The sequence below is a fragment of the Kitasatospora sp. NPDC015121 genome (assembly GCF_055562955.1).
On the sequence record NZ_JBVHEH010000038.1, the window covers coordinates 17,967 to 35,961 of the forward strand.

Below are 17,995 nucleotides of genomic sequence, written 5' to 3' on the forward strand. Positions count from 1 at the left end.
GCATGACGACGAACGACTCCACGGACCCCGCCCCTGCCGCACACCGGGCCGCGCAGCTGAGCCCCGTCTCCCGCACCGCGCTCTCGGTGGCGCGGGTCCGTGCCTACGAGAGCGCCCAACCGGAGCCGTTGTTCACCGACCCCTACGCGTTGGCCTTCATCGAGGCCGCCGGTGCTCCGCTGCCCACGGCCGGGCCGACGGAGCCGTTCGCCCGGGTGCTGGTGGCCAGGGGCATCATGCGCACCCGCTTCTACGACGACCGGCTGCTCGCCGCCGGAGCCCGCCAGGTGGTGCTGCTCGCCGCCGGGCTCGACGCGCGGGCCCACCGGCTGGACTGGCCGACCGGGACCCGGCTGTTCGAGATCGACCTGCCGGCGGTCCTCGACTTCAAGCAGGGGGTGCTCGACGAGCACGGGGCCGAAGCGCGTTGTGAGCGCACCGCGCTGGCCGCCGATCTGGCGGACCCGGAGTGGACGGGACGGCTGGTCGCGGCCGGGTTCGATCCCGGGGAGCCCACCGTGTGGCTGGCCGAAGGGCTGCTGGTCTACCTGGACGCCGAGCAGGCCGCCCGGCTGCTCACCGCCGTCGGCGGGTTGTCGGCCCCGGGCAGCCGGCTGCTGACCGAGCAGGGGCGGGACGTGTCTGGGGTGCCCGTCGTGGCGGGGCTCGCCGAGATGACCGCGCTGTGGCGGGGCGGCCTGGGCGCCGGTACCGCCGACTGGCTGGACGCGCACGGCTGGCGCACGGACTTCACCGCGATCGACGCGTTCGCGGCCTCCCTCGTACGCCGGCTCCCGCCGGTCGGGGACTTCGCGGGCGCCGGCTTCCTGGAGGCCCTGCGCACGGCGTGAATCACGGGACTCGGGCCGCCGAAGCGGGGGGAGGGGACCGACTTCCGGTTCCCAACCACCCGACCCGGCAAGCGCGTTCACCGCCGTCCAGGACGACCGGTCGGCGGTGAACGCGTGGTGCGGGGAGCGGGTGGTGCGCGGGGAGCGGGTCAGGGGGTCGCGGTGCAGACCGCCGTCGTGGTCGCCGCCGCGCCGGCGTCGCTCCGGGTCGCCTGGATGCCGAAGGAGGTGGAGGCGGCCGGGGCGAGCGCCCCGTTGTAGGGCAGGCTCGTCGCGGTGACGGTCTGCCCGCTGCGGGTCACGGTCGCGCTCCAACTTCCGCTGATCTGCAGGGTGGTGGGCCAGGTCCAGGCCACCTGCCAGCCCTTGGTGGGCGTGCTGCCGGTGTTGGTGACGGTGACCGTCGCGGTCAGGCCGCTGCCCCAGTCGTTCAGGGCGACGGTCGCCGCGCACCCGGCGTTCGTCCCGCCGCCGTTCGTCGCGGTGGTCGCCGTCACCGCCGCCGAGGCGCTCGACACGTTGCCCGCCGCGTCCTTCGCCCGGACGGTGTAGCTGTATGCCGTCGCCGCGGTCAGTCCGCCGTCCGTATAGGAGGTCGAGGTGGTCGAGGCGACCTTCGTTCCGCCCCGGTACACGTCGTAGCCGGTGACCGCGGTGTTGTCGGTGGAGGCCGTCCAGGACAGCGACACACTGCTCGCCGTGGTGCCCGTGACGGTCAACCCGGCGGGCACGGAAGGCGCTTGGACGTCGCCGCCGGTGCCGCCACCCGTGGAGCCGAAGCCCGGGGCCTTGACCGAGGCCAGGTAGCCGTCCTTGACCGTGTTGACCGTCGTCCAGTCGTCGTTCAGGATGCCGCCGGTGTCACCGGAGTTGGGGTTCCAGGACCAGAACGTCCACTGGAAGGAGTCCGCGCCGGACGTCGCGGTCGGGCGCAGGTACTGCACCAGGGCCTTCAACCAGGCCTGGTCGACCGTCGATTGGAGCGTGGTGCCGAACTCGCCGACCCACACCGGGGCGATGTTCTGGTTGAACAGGTAGCCCCAGTTCTTGTCCCACACGCCCGGCATGTTCGAGGGGAAGCTCGGGTCGGAGAACCAGGTCTGCTGCGCCACGCTGGTCGCGTAATCGTGCGCCGAGTACACCACCCGGTTGGGGACGCTCAGTTGGACCGGGTACTGGCCGGCGCCCTGCAGGTTGCCGCCCCACCAGTACGAGCTGCCGTTGAAGCTCTGCACGCCCTCCACGAAGACCAGCAGCTTCGGGTTGGCCGCCAGGACGGCCTCACCGCCGCGCTGGGCGGCCAGCCGCCAGTCGGTGGCGAGGTCGCCGCAGCCCCAACAGGCCGGGTCGTGCGGCTCGTTGTGCAGGTCGATGCCGATCACGGCGGGGTTGTTCGTGTACCGGGCGGCGATCGACTTGAGGTTCGCCAGCCAGGTCGACTCCGGCACCGAGGAGGTGTACCAGAGCGCCGACTGTCCACCGGAGTCCGGGCGGTGGCGGTCCAGGATGACCTTCATGCCGATGCTGCCCGCGTAGGTGACCAGCTTGTCCATCACGCCGAGCGAGTTCAGGCCGACCAGGTCGGAGTTCATCCCGCCGGAGGTGTTGATGCTGCTCGGCGCGGTGCCCTTGAAGATGTCGTCGCTGTACGGCAGGCGGATGGTGTTGTAGCCCAGCGACTTCATCTGGTCGATCATCGACTTGTAGTCGCGGCTCCACAGGCCGTGCGGCACGTAGTTGGAGGTCTCGAAGCCGAACCAGTTGATGCCCGCGATCCGCACCGGGTTTCCGGCCTCGTCCAGGATCTGCCGGCCGCTGGTGTGCCAGTAGCCGGCTCCCGCACCGGCCGTGGCGGCGGCTGTCACGGCCGTCGTGGTGGTGCCGGCCGTGCTGGTGGCGGCGTGGGCCGCCGGAGCGGCGGGGGCGGTCAGGGTGGTGACGAGCGCGGCGGTCAGGGCCGCGGCACAGCCCGCCAATCGGCGCGACAGGCGCCGGCGCAGCTGGAGGCGCATGGGTCTCGTTCCTCTCTGGACGCGGGTGGGGGCGTCCGGTGGGGGTGGGGTGGTCCGAGACGTTCGTGGAACCCGGGTGGAACGTGCTGGGGCGGAGGGGGACGGGGGGACGGGGGCGAGGGGGGAGCAGTCCGGTCATGGTGGGGGAAGGATCGGGAGCGCTCCCACTCGCACCCCTCGTGGGTTCGCCATATGAAGCCAGATGGCCCTTCGGATCGTCAAGACCCCTGGGAGCGCTCCCACTTGATGAAGGTCACCCGCCCGGGCGCGCTGAAACGTACATCGGCGGAACGGGCGCGGCCAAGGGCAGGGGCGGTGGTGACCCGATGGTGGGCCGCGCGTTGACTACGGGTGGGTCGCGGTGATGGAGTCCGGACCGCTGGATGTGCGTTCGCCCTGTTGGGAGGCTGGTTTCGATGGCGGGTCGGCAGATCACCGTGGTCGGGGAGTGCGTCGCCGACGCCTTCGTCGAGCGGGACGGAGCCCGGACGGGCGAGCTCGCGCTGCGGGTGCTGCCGGGCGGCGGTCCGGCGAACACCGCGGTCGCGCTGGCCCGGCTCGGCACGCCGACCCGGTTCGTCGGCCGGATCTCGGCCGACCCGTTCGGCGCGCTCTTCCGCGCCCACCTGGCCGACTCCGGCGTCGACCTGGCGGACACCGTCGCGGCCGCCGAACCCAGCACCCTCGCGCTGGCCGCCCTCGACGCCGACGGCCACGCCACGTACTCCTTCCACGCGGAGGGCACCGCCGACTGGCAGTGGACCCGCGAGGAACTGGACGCCGCCCGCCGGGACGGCTCGGTGTGCCTGCACACCGGCTCGCTCGCGCTGGCCCGCGACCCCGGCGGCCCGCGGATCGAGAACCTGCTCGCCGAGGCCCGCCTGTACGCCACCGTCTCGATCGACCCGAACGTGCGCCCGCTGCTGGTCGCCCCCGACGTCTACCGGGAGCGGATCGACCGCTGGTGCGAACTGGCCGACCTGCTGCGCCTCAGTGAGGACGACCTGGGCGTCCTGCTGCCCGGCGCCGCGCCCGAGGACGCCTGCGACCAGTGGCACGCGGCGGGCGTCCCGCTGGTCGTGGTGACGCTCGGCGAACGCGGCGCGCTCGCCTCGCTGGACGGCCGCCGGGTCCGGGTGGCGGCGCCCGCGACACCGGTGGCGGACACCGTCGGCGCGGGCGACTCCTTCACCGCCGGCCTGCTGCACTCCCTCGCCGCCCAGGGCCACCTCGGCGGCCGGCTCGACTCGCTGACCCCCGAGGACCTGGAACGGGCCTGCGCCTTCGCCGCCCGCGTGGCGGCCCGGACGGTCGCGGTCCCCGGTGCCAATCCGCCCTGGGGAGAAGATCTTTGACGGAACGTCAAGTGGGCTGCTGGAGAGCCGGGGTGGGCCGGGGTGGGCCGGGGCGGCCCACCCCGGGTCGGGTCAGCTGAGCGGGGAGGACTTCCATCCGCCGTTGATCCGCACGTACAGGCGCTGGTTGACGGTGTCGACGGCGAGGGTGCCGTTGGCCGGGGCGCGCTGGAACGAGGCGTCCGAGACCGGACCGGCGACCTGGCGCAGCGCCAGGCCGGGCGCGTTGGTGCCCGGGACGGTGCCGCTGGTCTGGGCGCCCTTGTTGCCGTAGGTGTTCTCCAGTCGCACGTCGCCGGGGAGCGGGGACTCGTAGTACACGTGCGCGCCGAGCGGCGCCGTCCCGTACAGGCCGACCACGTTGCGCAGCATCGCGGTGCTGCCGGTGCCGGCGTACAGGTCGATGCCCGAATTGACCGTCGCGGTCGAGCCGTTGGCGATCAGCACGTCCTCCAGGGAGGAGGCGGCGGGTGCCCAGGCGATGATGTTCTGGGCGTGCTGCTGGGTGCTGTCGAGGGCGGGGGAGAAGTTGCCCGCGTAGCAGTAGATGTTGCGGGCGTGCACGTGCTTGCTGGACGCGTCGACCTTGAAGTGCGGGCCGCTGATCAGCTGCGAGGTCTCGAACTTGCAGTCCGTGACGTAGATGCCGTTCGGGTTGTTGGTCGAGCCCGGACCGGCGGTGATCCACAGCGCGCCGGTGCCGAAGGCCTCGAACCGGCAGCCGATCACGTGCACCTGGTTGGTGTTGTCGGTGCTGGAACCCCAGCCGGAGGCGGCGGAGGCGTTGCGCAGCCACATGTTGGGGGCGCCGGTGGTGCCGACCGGACCGGTGCTGGACTCCACCACCAGGTTGTAGAACCGCGAGTCCCACAGCTCCACGCCGTCGATGCAGACGTCCATGTTGCTGGTGATGTAGACGTCCCGGACGACGGTGTTGTCGTTGTAGTACAGCTCCAGGACCAGGCCGGTCCTGCCGTTGCCGTTGAAGCCGAGGTCCTCCACCGCGCAGTAGCGCCGGTGGGTCGCGCCGGTGGCGTCCGGGCCCGCGCCGGAGATCCGCAGCAGCGGCCCGTTGGCTCCCTTGACCAGCATGGACGCCTTGTTGCCCGCGCCGACTAGGCGCACGCCGTTGCCGCCCACGGCCAGCGCGGGCGTCGTGGCGCCGGCCGGCTTCACCAGGTACCTGCCGGCCGGGAAGTAGACCGTGCCGCCTTGCGCGGACGCCGCGTTGATCGCGTCCTGCACCTTCGCGGTGTCGTCCGTCGAACCGTCGCCGGTCGCGCCGTAGTCCTTGACGTCGAACCAGTCGGCCACTCCGCTCGCGCCGGTCGTCACGGCCGACGCGGACTGCGCGTTCGCCGTGACCGCGATGCCCGCGACCCCCGCCGCCGCCCCCGTCAGCAGTGCCCGGCGACGGAGCGGCCCGCCCCCGCCGTCCCGCGCGGAATCGTCCTTGCCCATGCGAGGTCCCCCCTGTGCCTCTACGGGACCGGGGTTCGTCCCCGGCCGGAAGGCAAGATCGCACGGATACTGACGACTGGTCAACCAGTGACGTTGCGTCGTCGGCTGTCGGCGCAAGAGCCGTTGGTGGAGCGCTGAACGGGCCAGGAGGAGGCGAATCCGCCACGCTCGGTGACCTCGGGGGCGCCGGCTCGTCCTTGCCCGGGATGCCGGTGGTCGCGGAGGTGGGACGGCGGTACCCGAGCTGCCGGGTGGCTGGAGGCCGCAACCGGGGTGGTCCTCCGGTACTGGCACGAGCACCTGGAACCGGGCGAGCGCCGGGCCCCCTGGGTGCGGCCGTAGGAGGAGCGGAGCGGCTGAGGGGGAGGGGAGGAGACGTGCGGAGAGGCTGTCGGTAGGTCGACATCTCGACAGTCCCGTCCGCTGAGGGCAGGACGGGGCGGGGCCGGTGGAGCGGAGCGGCTCAGGCCTCCGCGTCGAACCAGGGGAGGCCGGCGTGCCAGTGGGCCACCCAGCCGGCGAAGCCGGCGGCGGCGGTGGTGTGGCCGAACTCGGCGCCGAACGGGGCGGCGCCGACGTCGGTGACCTGCCAGATGTGGCCGCGCTGCGGACCGGTGACGACCAGGTGCCAGTACAAGCCGCAGCCGTCGCCGCCGAGGACGATCGTCCCGTCGTCGGAGACCTGCCCGACGCGCGCGTCGAACTCCTCCTCCGGGGTCTCCTCGTCGTCCTCCCAGATCCAGGCCCCGGTGAGCGGGAACGGCCGGGAGAGGTCCCGGGCGGGACGGTCGTCGCCCCAGTCGGGGGGCATGTCGGCGAGCCCGAGCAGGCCGGACCCGGGTGGCCCGAGGCGCGAGCCGTCGCTCAGTTCGGCGACGAAGGTGCGGTAGGGCTCGGGCAGGACGATGCCGTGCTGCGCCTCGAAGGCGTGGACGGCCTCCCAGTCGAGGGCGTCCCCACCGCCACCGCCGTCACCGTTGCCGTCGAGGCCGAAGGCGGCGCGGAGGGCGGCGAGGTCGGCCGGGTCCGGGTGCTCGGTGTCCATGCGGCATGGATAGCAGGGAGCACGGAAGGTCGGGGCGGTGGGGTCGGAGAGAGGGAATTGAACGCGTTCAATTTGAAGAGTACGGTCTCCCTCGTGAAGTACGTGATTCCCGGTGGTACCGGGCAGGTCGGCACGATGCTGGAGCGCGCGCTGCGCGCCGACGGGCACCAGGTGGTGGTCCTCACCCGGGCACCCACCGCCCCGCACCACGTGGCCTGGGACGGCCGCTCCCTCGGCGCCTGGGCCGAGCAGCTGGACGGCGCCGACGTCGTGGTCAACCTGGCCGGGCGGACGGTGAGTTGCCGGTACACGCCGGAGAACCTCCAGCAGATGATGGACTCCCGGGTGGACTCGGCCCGGGTGGTCGGCGAGGCGATCGCCGCGGCCGCCCGTCCGCCCCGGGTCTGGCTGCAGATGAGCACGGCGACGGTGTACGCGCACCGCTTCGACGCCCCGAACGACGAGGCGGACGGCGTCATCGGCGGCACCGAGCCCGGTGTGCCGGGCTACTGGGAGTACAGCGTCCGGATCGCCCGGAACTGGGAGGCCGAGCAGGAGCGGGCGGCCACGCCCGGCACCCGGAAGGTGGCGTTGCGAGCCGCGATGGTGCTGAGCCCGGACCGGGGCGGGGTGTTCGACGTGCTGTCCTGGCTGGCCCGGCTGGGCCTGGGCGGGCCGGTGGCGGGCGGACGGCAGTACGTGTCCTGGATCCACGAGCGTGACTTCGTGCGGGCGGTGCGCTTCCTGGCCGAGACCGAGGGGCTCGCCGGGCCGGTGAACCTGGCCGCGCCGAACCCGCTGCCGCAGCGCGAGCTGATGCGTGCGCTGCGACGGGCGAACGGCGTGCCGGTGGGCCTGCCCGCCACCCGCTGGATGGCGGAACTCGGCGCGCTCGCCCTCCGGACGGACACCGAACTGCTGCTGAAGAGCCGGCGCGTGGTGCCCGGCCGGCTGCTGGAGGCCGGGTTCGCCTTCGACTTCCCGCACTGCGCCGACGCCGCCCGGGAGTTGGTCGCCCGCCGCCGGAGCGGCCGGATGTGACGGCGGCCGGCCGGCCGACCTGGTGGAGGCGGGGCGACGCGGGGCGCGGGGCGGCCCGGGTGTCAGGGGGTGCTGTGAGGATGCGGGGGTGGATGCTGAACGGTGGATCGGGGCGGCGGTCTCCGGCGAGCTCGCGGAGTTCCTGCGCGGTGCCGCCGAGTACCGTCCGGCGGTGCTCGGCGGGTGCGAGTGCGAGCGCTGCGGCGGACGGGTGTTCACCGTCCGGGTGGACGGCACCGAGGGGTGCGCGGAGCGGGAGTGCGCGCGCTGCGAGCGGCGGGCGTTCCTCGCGGACAGTGCGGAGGTGTGGGCGGAGGCCGAACCCGAGGTGGCCGAATGCCCGTGCGGAGGAGTCGAGTTCGAGACGGCGGTGGCCTTCTCGCTGACCGCCGACGGGGCGGTCTGCTGGGTGACGGTGGGGCTGCGCTGCGAACGGGACGGCGCGGTGGGGGTCGGTGCCGACTGGAAGATCGACTACGCCCCGGCGGACCACCTGCTGCGCGCGCTCTGAGCCGGCCGGTCGGCTCGGGCGGGGGTCAGCCGGGGGCGTTGATGCCGGTCAGTGCGAGGTCGAGCAGTTGGCGGGTCTCGGCGGGGCCGTCCGGGGTGGCCTCGGTGGCGGCGGCGAGGGCGCTGACCAGGGTGAGGAGCCGGACGACCGTCGCCTCCGGCCGGACGGTGCCGGTGGCCGCGGCGCGGTCGAGCAGGCGCTGGCCGGCCTCGACGATCATCGTGTGGCAGTCGGCGCCGAAGGCCGGATCGCCGTCGGCGGCCTCCTGCGCGCCGCGCAGCAGCGAGGTGCCGAGACCGCGGTTGGCCACCGCGTGGGCGCCGACGGCGTGCAGCCAGTCGATCAGGGCGTCGGTCGGGGGCAGTGCGGCGGAGAGTTCGTCGGCCTGCGCGCAGAGGGCGGCCACCCGGCCCCTGAACACCGCCTCCAGCAGCGACTGACGTGACGGGAAGTGCCGGTGCAGCGTCGCGGACCCCACGCCGGCCACCCGGGCGACCTCCTCCAGCGAGACGTCCGCCCCCTGTTCGGCGACCAGCACTCCGGCGATCGCCACGATGCGCTCGTGGTTGCGCCGGGCGTCCGCGCGCATCGGTCGGGGCGGCGGGGGAGAGGTGGAGGCGGAAGCGGAGGTGGCGGGGGGCTTCGAGGGCACCGGGGCTCCTGACGGCTTGCTAACCGGGGTGGTCCCCCATATCGTAGCGCCCGTCAAGTGGAGGGCCACCCCGTTTGCTTCCGGGTGGCCCCTGCGCGGAGGCGCTGGAGCGGGACGGGGTGGATGCGGTGGGGCCTGTGGAGGACGGGGGCCGTACGGGCACCGCGCGGGGCCGGGGCGGGCTGCCGCCGCTCGGCCGGGTCGGGGTGTGGGCGGGGGACGCGGACGCATGGCCGCTCGCGGAGCTGCGCCGGGCGGTCGCCGCCGCCGAACGGCTGGGCTACGGCACGCTGTGGTTCGGGGAGACCGGCGGCCGGGAGGCGATGGCGCAGGCGGCGCTGCTGCTGGCCGCGAGCGAACGGATCACCGTCGCCTGCGGGATGGCCGACATCCACGCCCGGGACGCGGTGGCGACGGCGGCCGGAGCCCGGACGCTGGACGAGGCCCACCCCGGACGTTTCCTGACGACGCTGTGGGAGAGCCACCCCAGCCTGGCGCAGACCGTGCGCGGCCACGCCCACCGCCCGCCCGTCGACGCGGTCCGGACGTACCTCGCCGGCCTGGACGCGGCACCGTTCGGTCCGCCCGGCGACGGAACGGCGGCGCGGGTGCCCAGGCTCGTCTCGGCGCTGGGCCGGCCGATGCTGGAGGTGGCGGCGGAGGGCGCCGACGGCGCGCTGGTGCTCGGCCTGCCGGTCGACCACACCCGCGAGGCCCGCCGGTTGCTCGGCCCGGACCGCCTGCTGGCCGTCGTCCAGCTCTGCGTGCTCGCTCCGGGCGGCGGCGCTGCCGGGAGCTCCGCTGCCGGGCGCTCCGCCGTCGAGCGGGCCGCCGTCGAGCTGGCGGCGGCCGCGCTGCCGAACCGGCGTGAACTGCTGCAGGCGGCGGGCCGCCGGGAGGTGGACCCGCCGGGACGGGAAGTCGTCGACGCCCTGGTGGCCCACGGCGGCGCCGGGGCGGTCGCGGGCCGGGTCCGCGAGCAGTGGGCGGCCGGGGCGGACCACGTCGCCCTGCACGTGGTCGCGGTGGGGGAGGAGGGCGTGCCGGAGGACGCCTGGGCCCGGCTCGCCGGGGAGCTGGCGGAGTAGCCGGTCCCGGGACCGCCGGGGCCACCGGGGGCCGGGGCGGAGCCGGGGGCGCTCGGGAAGTCCGTGGCTGCGACACTCGTGCCGTGGAGTGGTTCGAGCAGGCCAGGCAGGCGGAGCGGCGGCAGGAGTGGGACCGGGCCATCGCGTTGGTGAGCGCCCGGGCCGAGTGCTATTCGGCCGACCACCACGCTCACGACAACCACCTCTGGCACCTGCGCCTGCTCGTGGCGGCGGGACGGTCGGAGGAACTGGCACGACTCGCCCGGACCGACGTGCACGCCCGTCGCACGCTCGACCGGGCCCTCGGGGAACGGGGGAGGGTGGAGGCGCTGCGCGCGCGGGCCGCCGACGGTGACCGTTACGCCTTGTACGTCCTGATCCGGTTGCTGGGGAGTACGGGCCGGGCCCGGGAGGCCCGGCAGGCGGTTCGGGACCTCGGCCCGGAGGACGAGTACGCGAACCGCCTGCTGGACGAACTCCCGCCGTCGGAGGGCGGGCCCGGGCCCGGGTAGCCCGCGGTCAGCCGCCGTTCGGGCCGGTGGCGTAGGCGAGCGGGGGCGCGATGGCCTGGGCGTCCGCGTCCGCGCCGACCCAGAGGCCGATGAAGAGGGCGGCGGTGGCCTCCAGCAGACCTGCCCGGTCGAGGCCGCCGGCCGGGAGCGGGGTGCAGCCCGAGTCGGCCACCAGGGTGGAGACCTGTTCCAGGGCCCGGGGGTCGTCGCCGCACAGCGGGACGGCGAGCGGGCGGCCGTCGAAGACCGGCGGGCGCATCCGCCACACGTCCTCGTGGCAGAGGTTGAACGCCTTCACCACCCGGCTGCCGGGTGCGGCGGCGGCCAACTGCTCGGCGGCGGACGGGCCGTGGCCGGTCAGCAGCCGGAAGCCGGGGCCGACCGGGTTGGCGCAGTCGATCAGGGTCCGCCCCGCGAGCGGTTCGGCGAGTTCCCGGACGACCTGCTCGCCCGCACCGAACGGCAGGGCGGCGAGCACCACTTCGGCGTCCACGGTGGCCTCGCGCAGCGTTCCGGACCGGGCGCCGTGGCCGATCCGTTCGGCCGCGTCCCGGGCCTTCGCCAAGTCCCGTCCGCCGATGGTGAGTCGGTGTCCGGCGCGGGCCCAGTGGGTGCCCAGCGCGTCCGCCATGTTGCCGGTGCCCAGAATGCCGATCCTCATGGACTCGCTCCTGTCGGGGTGGTCGTGCGGTCGTGCGGTCGTGGGGATTTCGACCTCGGATGTGAGCCTAGGGAGGCGGTCAGGCACCATTCGGTACGTGACCGTTGACCCCGTGCTCGCCGACTGCCGGGCCCGCCTCGCCTTCGACCTGCTCTCCAACACCTGGAACGCCGTGGTGATCTGGGCCCTGCGCGAGGGCCCGCGCCGCCACGTCGAATTGCGTGGACGCATCGGCGGCATCAGCTCCAAGGTGCTCACCGAGACGCTGCGCCGCCTGCAGTACAACGGCCTGGTCGACCGCCGCCCGCCGCAGCCCGAACAGCCCGGGGTGGCCTACGAACTCACCGCGCTGGGCCGGACCCTGCTGCCGGCGATCGACGCCGTCGGCGCGTGGGCCTTCGCGCACGGCGACGAGGTGATGGCGGCGCAGGAGGCCGCCGAGACGGGGGCTGCGGAGACGGAGGGGCGGGCGTGACGGCGGGGGCGGCGGCCGAGGACGGGATCGAGCGGCGGCTCGCCGAGGTCGCGGACGGCACCGCGGACCGTGACGCCGTCGACCGCTGGGCCGGGGACATGCTGCGGGACGACGCGCGGGAGTGGGACGAGACCTCCGCCTGGGCGCTGGAACTGCTCCACGGCATCGACCTGCGGCACGGTTCGGACGCCCCCCACCTGCACGACGAGGAGCAGGTCCGGGGCTGGCTGGCCGAGTACCGGCGCCGCCGCCGCGCGGACGGATGAGCGGACGGGCGGACGGGGGTGCGGGCGGACGGGAGGGGCGGGGCGGGGGCGGCGGACGTAGCATGCGGGCAGGAACAGTCGCCCACCGTCCGCCCGGGAGACCGCGATGTCGCTGAACGCCGAGGAGCTCGCCCGTACCGCCGCCGAGTTGCGCGCCAACCTGGAACTGACCGGGATCGGGGCGGACCGGGTCGGTGCGCAACTCGGCTTCGCCGAAGGGCGGTTGGCGGAGGCGCTGGGGGTGGCCGGGGCGGACCCGGAGGACGTGTGGGTGCTGCGCGATCACCTGGAGGACCTGGTGCGCGAGGCGGGCCGCGAGCCCGTCCCGTACAGCGTGCTGACCGAGGACGCGCGGGCTGCCGCCGAGCGCTGGTTCCCGCTGCGCAAGGCCCCGGGCCGGGGCTGATCCGCCACCGCTGGGCGCGCTTTGACGTCCCACCGGGTGACGTGCCATCGAATGGCGCACTCGCGGCGACCGACCGTTCGCCCGCGATCCGAAGGTCGCCGAGGATGGGCCGGGGGGCCGTCCACGGGCTGGGAGCCCGTTCGGACGGCTCGGTACGGGGGTCGTCGACGAGTGAGGAGCACATCCGTGGTCGGTTCCGCACGCCCGCGAACGGCGCGATCGGCGCGAACGGTGAGACCGGTGCGAACGGCCGGACCCAGGTGGATAAGCCGCTGCGCCGCCGCCGCGCCCGGGGCCGCGCTGACCGGGCTGGCGCTCCTGGGCGGCCTGGTGCCGCTCGCCGCACCGGCCGCGCCGGCGGTGGCCGCCGAGAGCGCAGAGGGGGCCGAGGCCACGGCCGGCCCCCCGCCCGCCGGGGACGGCCGGTTGGCGCCGCTGCCGCCGATGCCGGCGGCCGAGGCGTACGACGGCGACACCAGGCTGTCCTCGCCCGAGGAGGTCGCCGCGCAGTGCGACCGGCCCGACGCCTGCACCTTCCGGGCGACGGACCGGGTGATCGGCCTGTTCGGCAGCGCCGTCGCCTCGATCGGGAACGCCGCGATCAACTGCACCGGGAGTGACATGGAGGTCGACCGCACCCTGACGGTGGCCAGCAGCAGCACCGACAACATCGGCGGCTCGATCTCCGGCAAGGCGACGGTCACCGGCAGCATCGACACCACGGTGACCGCCTCCGCGCAGGGCAGCCAGGCGAACAACACCACCACCAGCACCACCGAGTACGGGGCGAACAAGGACAAGGGCCCCACCACCCAGGACAAGTTCCAGGACAGCAAGGACAACAGCACCACCGTGGCCGGGTCCAACGCCCTCCACCTGGGCGCGAAGGCCAGTTTCGAGCTCGCCTTCCAGGCCGCGTACTCCAAGCAGTGGCAGGCGACCGTCCGGGAGACCACCCGGGTGGTGTTCACCGTGTCGTCCAACGACGAGCTCCAGTTCGGCACGCTCACCGCGGTCACCCGGGTGGTCGGCATCCTGTCGGTCGACCACACCGGCCGCTTCATCAAGAACGTGGTGGTGGACAGCCCGTCCGTCGCCACCAGCAGCTCCATCGTCGCCCAGACCTTCTCCCGCCCGGACGTCTGCAAGTCGCTGCGGCCGCCGGGCCGGTCGGTGGCGCGGCCCGGGTCCGCCGGGACGGTGCCCGACCCGCCCGGGCGGGCGCCGGACGCCACGTACGTGCGCACCGCCGAGGGCACCTGGAGCAAGCGGTGAGGCGGCCGGCGGCGCCGGCCGTCGCGCTCCTGGCGGTGGGGGGTCTGATGGTGAGCGGCCTGACGGCCGCACCCGCCCTGGCCGACGAACCGGGGCCGGCGTCGGTGCCGGTGCCGGCCCCGGTGCAGCAGGCCGTCGAGGACGTGGTCGCGCGGGCCTTCGACGGTGACACCCCGCTGCCCGACGCGGTCGCCGTGGCGCACGGCTGCGGGCGCGAGTACGGGTGCAGCTTCCGGTTCCTCCCCGGGCTGGCGCTGGAGCGGACGGCCGCCGTCGTCTCGGTCGGCAACACCGTCATCAACTGCACCAACCAGAAGATCACGGTCTACCGGTCGGTGGTGCTGGAGTCGAGCGCCACCGACAACCTGTCCGGCGAGATCTCCGGCTCCGCCACCATCGAGGGCACGATCGACAACACCACCAACGTGTCCGGCACGGTGGCGAACTCCGACAAGACGGAGTCCTCGCACACCGACATCACCGCGCCCAAGGACAAGGGCCCCAACACCGACACCACCAACGGCGGCTCGTCCACCACCAGCAGCAGCGCCACCGCGTCCGGCCAGCTCAAGCTCACCGCCACCGCGGCCTTCCAGATGGCCTTCAAGGCGACGTACTCGCACGAGTGGAAGCGCACCAACACCGAGACCACGCAGGTGAAGTTCACCGTGGGCACCGACCAGGAGCTGCAGTTCGGGATGCTCGGCGCGATGACCCGGACGGTCGGGGTGATGTCGATCGACGGCACCGGCACCACGATCAAGAACATCCTGGTGACCAGCCCGTCCAGCTCCAACGTCAGCACCGTGGTCGCCCAGACCTTCGACGCCAAGGACCACTGCCTGAGCCTGCAGGCCGGCCGGGCCCTGGACGGGGGCCGGGTCCACGAGGGCGCCCCGCACCCGGCCGGGGAGCGCCCGCAGGCGCGGTACCGCCTAACCGGCGACCAGGAGTGGGTGCGGACGGACTGACCGCCACCCGGGACGGCGGGCCCGGTGCCGCACGGGAACCATCCGTGCGGCACCGGGCCCGCCGTCCTCGTGCGCGGGGCGCCCGGTGGTGGCTCAGCAGTACCACCAGGTGCCGGGGGCGAGGACGGTGTCGCCGGGGTCGAGGTTCTCGTTGTGCAGGCCGGCGACCCGGCAGAGGCCGCCGAGGGCGGCGTTCGGGTCCTGGTCGCGCGGGGTGTTGGTGAACTCGTCGAGCGCCTGGGTCTGTTGGTCGATCCCGGCGTTCTCCTTGGTGCCGCCGCCGGCGACCGACCCCAGGCACTCCCGGCTGGTGGCCGGGCACTTGTCGATCTTCTCCTTGCCGCCCGCGTTGGTCGTGCAGGCCGGGCTGCCCGCGCCGCCGCCCGCGCACGGGTCGGCGGCGGAGGGCGGCTTGAGGGACGCGGTCTGTGCCGCCTGGAGGTTGGTGATCATCGGTCGGCAGCTCGGGTTGGTGCCGGGGGTGCCGTAGGTGAAGGTGACCGCGGGGGCGTCCTCGGCGGCGGTGAACGAGTAGCTCCGCCCGATGCCCCAGTTGGCCGAGCTGTTGGCGTTGTTGGTGGTGTAGGAGCCGGGCTTGTTGTCCGCTCCGGCGACGGACACCGTGTACGGCCGCCCGCCACCGGAGTTGACGCAGGAGTCGGGGTTGTCGTCCCAGCTGAGGGTGACGGTCGCACCGGCCCGCACCCCGCGCACCCGGGTGCCGATCGGCGTCGAGGTGACGGGCGCGAGGGCCACGGCCTGGTACTGGCGCGGATGGCCCGCGCGACCGGCCGACACCAGGAGCGTGTCTCCCGTCCAGTCGTCGGCGGCGCCGCCCCAGGTCTGCCCGGCGGGCACGGTGGGGGAGGAGAACGTCGCGTTCGGCACCACCACCGGGTCGGTGTCCGCGGCCTCGGACGGTGACGGCAGGGCGAAGGCGAAGGCGGCTCCGAGGGCGACTCCGAGCGGGAGGGCCAACAGGCGGGTGGGCGGCACGGGTTGCTCCAAGCGGTCGGTGAACAGGTCTGCGGCCGCCCGGAGTCGCAGGGGCCGGGCGGCCGGAAGGCTTGCGCGGGTCAGGGGTTGAGCGGGACGGTGCGGGTGGACCGGTCGGCGGGCGGGGTGTCCAGCGCGCTGAGGCGCTTGTCCGGTCCGGCCGTGTTGTCGGGCGTCCCGGCGGTCGGCCGGGCCGCGCCGCAGCGCTGCAGTTCGACCTCGGTGAGCGGGCCGGTGCGCTGGTAGTAGCGGTCCGGCAGCGAGGTCGCCGGGACGTCGAAGGTGGCGTCCAACCGGTAGCTGTTGCGGGAGTTGGTGAACGAGCCGACCACCCGCTCGCGGGCCGGCTGGACCTCGATCCAGCTCACCTCGCCGGGCTGGATCACCGGGTTCATCGGCTTGCTGGTGGTCCGCGACCAGGTCAGCGGGTTGCTGGTGGACACCGCCGCCGCGTTCCCGCCCGCCACGCTGAACCCCGCCTCGACCTGACTCGCCACGTTGGGACGGCTCTTGGCGAGCTCGGAGCGGCTGGGCAGCAGCGGGGCGCCCTTGAGCGCGTAGTACTGGGTCAGGTTGTCGTACGGCGGCTCGGTGACCTCCAGCTTCCGGTCGTCCGTGATCGGGTTGCGGGTGCAGTTCAGGTACACCTCGCCGACGATCCGGGTCTGCCCGTAGTACTGGTACGAGTACCGCCTGTCGACCGTGAACGTGCAGGTGGTCGGCGAGCCCTCGCAGTCGTCCACCGCGACGCCCGGCTCCAGCGGGTCGTTGCCGCGGTAGGCCTTCGGCGGCGGCAGCTGCTCCTTGCGGACCTTCTGGTCGACCGGCGCGGGCGTCTGTTTTGCCTGCACGTTGGTGATCAGCGGGCCGCAGGACAGCGACCCGGCGGGTTCCGCCGAGTCGAAGGACACCATCGGGTTGTCCTCGGTCGCGGTGAACGAGAAGGCGCGCCCCGCCGTCCAGTTGGCGGTGCCGACGGTGTCGCTGCCCTTGGTGGTGACCTGCGGGTCGGGCGCGGGACCGTCGACGATCAGCGACACGTTGTAGGTCTGGCCGTCCTTGACCTGCTCAGGCGTGCAGCCCCTGTACGTGCTCGGGCTGTCGTCCCAGGTGAGGGTGACCGTGGAGCCCTTCCTGACGCCCCACAGCCGGGTGCGCATGGTCAGCGGCGCGCCGTTCCAGTTCAGCGAGGCCGCCTGGTAGCCCTGCGGGTGCTGGGCCAGGCCCTTGCCGAACACCACGCCGTTGCCGTCCGGCGACCAGCCCGCGTGTCCGGCCTGGGTGCCGTTGTCCGGCGCGACCGGGTCGGCGAAGGTGCCGTTGGGGACGGTGGCGTCGACCGTGTCGGCGGCGTGCGCGACGCCCGGCGGGGAGGTCAGGGCGAGCGCGGCGGCGAGCAGCACCGATCCTGTGGTGTAAGGAAGTTGACGGAGCATCAGCACTGACCCCACTGGCTCGGCGGAATGACCATGTACTCGGGCGGGACGCCCTCGGTGAGGGCGTTCGACAGCGGGCAGAGGTGCTGGGCGGCGGCGTCCGGGTCCTCGTCACGCGGGATGTCGTCGAAGTCCTTGACGGCGCCGGTCTGTTGGTCGATGCCGTCGTTGGTCTGCTTGCCGTCCCCGGCCACCGAGGTCAGGCAGTCCTTGCTGGTGGGAGGGCACTTGGCGATCTCGTCCCCGGCGCTGCCGAGGTCCTTGCACTGGGTGCTGTCCGCCGCACCACCCTCGCACGGGTCGGAGCCGCCCTTCGGCGGAGCGAGCGGCGCGGCGGTCTGCCGGGCGGCGACGTCGGCGACGGACGGCTGGCAGCCCTGGCTCGCGTTGGACGCGTCGAAGGAGAACGTGACGCGGGGCGAGTCCTCGGTCGCGGTGAAGGAGTAGGACCGGCCGAGGAACCAGTTGGCCTTCCCGTTCGGGTCGTTGGTGGTGAACCTGCCCGGCTGGTTGGCGTCACCGGCGACCGTCACCGTGTAGGCGCGCCGCGCGACGCCGCTGCCCACGCAGCTGTCGGGGTTGTCGTCCCAGGTGAGGGTGACCGTGGCACCCGCGCGGACGGCCCGGAGCCGGGTGCTCAGCGGCCGGTCCGAGTCGGGGGCGGCCAGGAAGGCGGCCTGGTACCCCCTCGGGTGGTTGGCCCGGCCGGCGGAGAGGAGACCGGGACCGTCCCAGCCGTCGATGGCGAGATAGGCCCAGTCCTTGCCGGAGGGGACGGTCGGGGAGGCGAAGGTGCCGTTCACCACCGTGGCCGGCTCGGTGTCCTCCGCGCCGGCCGGGACCGCCAGGACGAGAGCGGTGGTGCTACTGAGAGTGAGGGCGAGGAGTCTGGCGGGTGAGGTCCGGAGCAACGGGTTCCTCCCTGAACTCGGCGATAGGGCCGATCGGTTGATGTCTGATCAGTGCTTCCGGCGATCAAGA

19 protein-coding genes are annotated in these 17,995 nt (G+C 73.8%); 11 read left to right on the forward strand and 8 right to left on the reverse strand.

Annotated elements, in window-relative coordinates; genetic code table 11:
- Nucleotides 1-2 precede the first annotated feature (2 nt).
- Nucleotides 3-851: an SAM-dependent methyltransferase gene (locus ACZ3J7_RS36045; protein WP_465627524.1), complete on the forward strand. Its 849-nt coding sequence runs from the start codon at nt 3-5 to the stop codon at nt 849-851.
- A 149-nt stretch (nt 852-1,000) separates the two neighbouring features.
- Here the strand turns inward: ACZ3J7_RS36045 and ACZ3J7_RS36050 are convergent, their stop codons facing one another.
- The gene (locus tag ACZ3J7_RS36050) at nt 1,001-2,863 is read right to left on the reverse strand and encodes a cellulase family glycosylhydrolase (protein WP_465627525.1); all 1,863 of its coding nucleotides are present in this window, start codon (nt 2,861-2,863) and stop codon (nt 1,001-1,003) included.
- Between the two features lie 416 nt (nt 2,864-3,279).
- Between ACZ3J7_RS36050 and ACZ3J7_RS36055 the strand changes: the two genes are divergently transcribed.
- A complete protein-coding gene (locus ACZ3J7_RS36055; RefSeq protein WP_465627526.1) occupies nt 3,280-4,218 on the forward strand; it encodes a carbohydrate kinase family protein in 939 nt (312 codons plus the stop codon).
- Nucleotides 4,219-4,290: 72 nt separating this feature from the next.
- Here the strand turns inward: ACZ3J7_RS36055 and ACZ3J7_RS36060 are convergent, their stop codons facing one another.
- Entirely contained in the window at nt 4,291-5,679 is a 1,389-nt protein-coding gene (locus ACZ3J7_RS36060; protein ID WP_465627527.1) for a glycosyl hydrolase family 28-related protein, read from the reverse strand.
- Nucleotides 5,680-6,142: 463 nt separating this feature from the next.
- Nucleotides 6,143-6,724 (reverse strand): SMI1/KNR4 family protein, encoded by a 582-nt coding sequence (locus ACZ3J7_RS36065; RefSeq protein ID WP_465627528.1) that lies wholly within the window; start codon nt 6,722-6,724, stop codon nt 6,143-6,145.
- Between the two features lie 93 nt (nt 6,725-6,817).
- On the opposite strand from ACZ3J7_RS36065, the gene ACZ3J7_RS36070 reads away from it, so the two are divergent.
- On the forward strand, nt 6,818-7,765 hold the full coding sequence (locus ACZ3J7_RS36070; RefSeq protein WP_465627529.1) for a TIGR01777 family oxidoreductase: 948 nt from the start codon (nt 6,818-6,820) through the stop codon (nt 7,763-7,765).
- Between the two features lie 88 nt (nt 7,766-7,853).
- Nucleotides 7,854-8,276: a hypothetical protein gene (locus ACZ3J7_RS36075; RefSeq protein ID WP_465627530.1), complete on the forward strand. Its 423-nt coding sequence runs from the start codon at nt 7,854-7,856 to the stop codon at nt 8,274-8,276.
- A 25-nt stretch (nt 8,277-8,301) separates the two neighbouring features.
- On the opposite strand, the gene ACZ3J7_RS36080 is transcribed toward ACZ3J7_RS36075, so the two are convergent.
- On the reverse strand, nt 8,302-8,928 hold the full coding sequence (locus ACZ3J7_RS36080; RefSeq protein WP_465627531.1) for a TetR/AcrR family transcriptional regulator: 627 nt from the start codon (nt 8,926-8,928) through the stop codon (nt 8,302-8,304).
- A 128-nt stretch (nt 8,929-9,056) separates the two neighbouring features.
- Between ACZ3J7_RS36080 and ACZ3J7_RS36085 the strand changes: the two genes are divergently transcribed.
- The gene (locus ACZ3J7_RS36085; RefSeq protein ID WP_465627532.1) at nt 9,057-10,016 is read left to right on the forward strand and encodes an LLM class flavin-dependent oxidoreductase; all 960 of its coding nucleotides are present in this window, start codon (nt 9,057-9,059) and stop codon (nt 10,014-10,016) included.
- Nucleotides 10,017-10,099: 83 nt separating this feature from the next.
- Nucleotides 10,100-10,528, forward strand: coding sequence for a hypothetical protein (locus ACZ3J7_RS36090; RefSeq protein ID WP_465627533.1), 429 nt, complete (start codon nt 10,100-10,102; stop codon nt 10,526-10,528).
- A 7-nt stretch (nt 10,529-10,535) separates the two neighbouring features.
- Here the strand turns inward: ACZ3J7_RS36090 and ACZ3J7_RS36095 are convergent, their stop codons facing one another.
- A complete protein-coding gene (locus tag ACZ3J7_RS36095; protein WP_465627534.1) occupies nt 10,536-11,189 on the reverse strand; it encodes an NADPH-dependent F420 reductase in 654 nt (217 codons plus the stop codon).
- Between the two features lie 97 nt (nt 11,190-11,286).
- Between ACZ3J7_RS36095 and ACZ3J7_RS36100 the strand changes: the two genes are divergently transcribed.
- The 5 genes from ACZ3J7_RS36100 (at nt 11,287) to ACZ3J7_RS36120 (ending at nt 14,582) form a co-directional block, all read left to right on the forward strand.
- Nucleotides 11,287-11,664: a winged helix-turn-helix transcriptional regulator gene (locus ACZ3J7_RS36100; RefSeq protein WP_465627535.1), complete on the forward strand. Its 378-nt coding sequence runs from the start codon at nt 11,287-11,289 to the stop codon at nt 11,662-11,664.
- Nucleotides 11,661-11,930: a hypothetical protein gene (locus ACZ3J7_RS36105; RefSeq protein ID WP_465627536.1), complete on the forward strand. Its 270-nt coding sequence runs from the start codon at nt 11,661-11,663 to the stop codon at nt 11,928-11,930. The genes ACZ3J7_RS36100 and ACZ3J7_RS36105 overlap by 4 nt, the downstream gene beginning before the upstream one ends.
- A gap of 106 nt (nt 11,931-12,036) precedes the next feature.
- Nucleotides 12,037-12,336, forward strand: a complete 300-nt coding sequence (locus ACZ3J7_RS36110; RefSeq protein ID WP_465627537.1) for a DUF2316 family protein — start codon at nt 12,037-12,039, stop codon at nt 12,334-12,336.
- Between the two features lie 240 nt (nt 12,337-12,576).
- Nucleotides 12,577-13,611 carry a hypothetical protein gene (locus ACZ3J7_RS36115; protein WP_465627538.1) on the forward strand — a complete coding sequence of 345 codons (1,035 nt, stop codon included), beginning with the start codon at nt 12,577-12,579 and terminating at the stop codon, nt 13,609-13,611.
- Nucleotides 13,612-13,658: 47 nt separating this feature from the next.
- Nucleotides 13,659-14,582, forward strand: coding sequence for a hypothetical protein (locus ACZ3J7_RS36120; protein WP_465627539.1), 924 nt, complete (start codon nt 13,659-13,661; stop codon nt 14,580-14,582).
- Nucleotides 14,583-14,675: 93 nt separating this feature from the next.
- Here ACZ3J7_RS36120 and ACZ3J7_RS36125 read toward each other — a convergent pair whose 3' ends face one another.
- The 3 genes from ACZ3J7_RS36125 to ACZ3J7_RS36135 form a co-directional block, all read right to left on the reverse strand.
- Nucleotides 14,676-15,578 (reverse strand): hypothetical protein, encoded by a 903-nt coding sequence (locus tag ACZ3J7_RS36125; protein ID WP_465627540.1) that lies wholly within the window; start codon nt 15,576-15,578, stop codon nt 14,676-14,678.
- A gap of 80 nt (nt 15,579-15,658) precedes the next feature.
- Nucleotides 15,659-17,014, reverse strand: a complete 1,356-nt coding sequence (locus tag ACZ3J7_RS36130; protein WP_465627541.1) for a hypothetical protein — start codon at nt 17,012-17,014, stop codon at nt 15,659-15,661.
- Entirely contained in the window at nt 17,014-17,925 is a 912-nt protein-coding gene (locus ACZ3J7_RS36135) for a hypothetical protein (RefSeq protein ID WP_465627542.1), read from the reverse strand. The genes ACZ3J7_RS36130 and ACZ3J7_RS36135 overlap by 1 nt, the downstream gene beginning before the upstream one ends.
- Between the last annotated feature and the right edge of the window lie 70 nt (nt 17,926-17,995).

Bases quoted from the DNA above. Each gene is read 5' to 3' on its own strand.
- ACZ3J7_RS36065 (WP_465627528.1), bottom strand. From the start codon at position 6,724: ATGGACACCGAGCACCCGGACCCGGCCGACCTCGCCGCCCTCCGCGCC.
- ACZ3J7_RS36130 (WP_465627541.1), bottom strand. From the start codon at position 17,014: ATGCTCCGTCAACTTCCTTACACCACAGGATCGGTGCTGCTCGCCGCC.
- ACZ3J7_RS36110 (WP_465627537.1), top strand. From the start codon at position 12,037: ATGTCGCTGAACGCCGAGGAGCTCGCCCGTACCGCCGCCGAGTTGCGC.
- ACZ3J7_RS36045 (WP_465627524.1), top strand. From the start codon at position 3: ATGACGACGAACGACTCCACGGACCCCGCCCCTGCCGCACACCGGGCC.
- ACZ3J7_RS36055 (WP_465627526.1), top strand. From the start codon at position 3,280: ATGGCGGGTCGGCAGATCACCGTGGTCGGGGAGTGCGTCGCCGACGCC.
- ACZ3J7_RS36120 (WP_465627539.1), top strand. From the start codon at position 13,659: ATGGTGAGCGGCCTGACGGCCGCACCCGCCCTGGCCGACGAACCGGGG.
- ACZ3J7_RS36050 (WP_465627525.1), bottom strand. From the start codon at position 2,863: ATGCGCCTCCAGCTGCGCCGGCGCCTGTCGCGCCGATTGGCGGGCTGT.
- ACZ3J7_RS36095 (WP_465627534.1), bottom strand. From the start codon at position 11,189: ATGAGGATCGGCATTCTGGGCACCGGCAACATGGCGGACGCGCTGGGC.
- ACZ3J7_RS36060 (WP_465627527.1), bottom strand. From the start codon at position 5,679: ATGGGCAAGGACGATTCCGCGCGGGACGGCGGGGGCGGGCCGCTCCGT.